3 protein-coding genes are annotated in these 1,857 nt (G+C 32.3%); all 3 read right to left on the reverse strand.

What is annotated here, in order from left to right:
* On the reverse strand, positions 1-756 hold a 756-nt coding region (locus tag AB3X49_RS22325; RefSeq protein ID WP_367964802.1), incomplete at its 3' end, for a PAS domain-containing protein.
* A gap of 144 nt (positions 757-900) precedes the next feature.
* Positions 901-1,149, reverse strand: a complete 249-nt coding sequence (locus AB3X49_RS22330) for a biotin/lipoyl attachment domain-containing protein (RefSeq protein ID WP_002149602.1) — start codon at positions 1,147-1,149, stop codon at positions 901-903.
* Between the two features lie 27 nt (positions 1,150-1,176).
* Positions 1,177-1,467, reverse strand: coding sequence for an SAV0927 family protein (locus AB3X49_RS22335; protein ID WP_002149603.1), 291 nt, complete (start codon positions 1,465-1,467; stop codon positions 1,177-1,179).
* Positions 1,468-1,857 lie beyond the last annotated feature (390 nt).

Raw genomic sequence — 1,857 nt, forward strand, 5'->3', positions numbered from 1 at the left:
AGACAAGATTGCATGTAAATCTTCATTTAAATCCTTTATATATTCAATTTCCATCGCCATGTCCTCGACCATCGGCAAATCTTGCACAATAATAACCATTCCTTCAATACTTTGATCAAAGTTTGGAATTGGACTATAGTCAACTAATACACCAATCTCATTTGTGATTTGTAATTGATTCAAGATCGTTTTTCCCGTTGTAAATACGTTATTAATGTGCTCTTCGTTAAAAATCAGTTTTGCTGGTACATTCATAACTTTTTCAGGAGTCGATTTAATCATCTTCAAACCAGACTCATTGCAATTTACAATTTTCTTTTCACGATCTACTACAAAAATCCCCATTGGAATAGACGTTAAAATAATTTTTAATATATCAACACTCTGATTTTCTTGTTTAAATAGTTCTGCAAAAACATCCTCTCTTCTTATATATCCTGTTAGCTCATCCATTTCATTTTTTACTATCGCAATCGGTGCTCCAATAATTTGAAAAAGAGCTGTTAAAGAAATATCTTTACTAAGATGACATATTGTATCTAGTAAAACAGCATTTGAACGCAATACCTTAGCAGTTAATCCCTTACTATTTGATAGCAGATCCTTCACATGAACGTATGCAAATAATTTCTCTTCTCTTTTTAAAAATAGAAAAGATTCTTTTATATTTTCAACATCTATATTCCATTCCTTTTCAGATTGATCGATAGGTAGAGAAACAATAGGTCTAATTTTTTTATGAGCAATGGAAAACATGCTGCTATTCCTCCTTTGAACTATATAATTTGTATTGTATCATTAAATACAGATTTTTTTAATTAATCTGAAAATAAAACGTTTTTTTCTTTACTTAATAAAAAAAGGAAGATGAACGCCTCCATCTTCCTCATTGTTCTATCATTAATCACTACCACTAACGAAAAGGTCTTCTTGAATATACGCTAATACCATACCTGGAATTACTTTATCTCCCGCCTCTACTTCTAAAGATTGAACTTCTCCACTACATCCCATCTTAATTACTTCCAGTTTACCATTCATATCTTTAATAGAGAATAATGGCTCCCATTCATAAATTCGAGAATCCTTATTAATAGACACTTTTTCAATTATTCCATAACACGGACTCGTAATAATATCATAATACACAATCAATCATCCCTTTCTTTTATTCTATTAATATTGTTCTTCTAACCTTTGTGACTGAAGAATCATATAGAAAAAGCTTTGAAGCTCTTCTATATCTTCTACCTCAATTCCTAACCTTGGTGCCCAATACTGTTCCTCTCCAATATCTTCTTGACTTAATAAAACCATTCTCCCATTTTGAATTGAGGTAACCATTGCTTTTCCAAGAAACTGTTGCGAATACGTAACAGCTATATCGTAACGATGACTATTCGACAAAATGCAATAATAGCCAATTTGTTGTCTCTCCACTTCTTCTAATAAAATATCCAGTTTCATTTGGTCCCTCCTTTAGGTTAAAAATGCAACTAGCATATTAGACGTGCTATTCCTACAACTTTGCAACCACCTTCAATGAAATGATTTTCAAGTTCAACTGTATTTGTTTTCTGCTTGGATTACGACAATAACACCCCGCTTTTATATTTTTACTAATTGTACAAAGCAATAATTGTGCCAAATGAAAATACTATATTGATCATCATTTATCAGCCATACTCCCTAGACTTGGCCCTCTTCCTTATGAATCGTTGAATGAATTATGCAATACTGCATGGTTGCCCAATCTTCAAAGAAAAAAACATCGGATCCATTCCCGATGTCTTTTTCTTTTTTATCCCGCTATTTGTGGGCAGTAAAACTCCCACCTCAAAATTCGGCTGGAGCAAA

This window comes from Bacillus sp. C30 (genome assembly GCF_040838255.1).
GTDB classification, from domain to species: Bacteria; Bacillota; Bacilli; order Bacillales; family Bacillaceae_G; genus Bacillus_A; species Bacillus_A mycoides.

Bases quoted from the DNA above. Each gene is read 5' to 3' on its own strand.
- AB3X49_RS22335 (WP_002149603.1), bottom strand. From the start codon at position 1,467: ATGAAACTGGATATTTTATTAGAAGAAGTGGAGAGACAACAAATTGGC.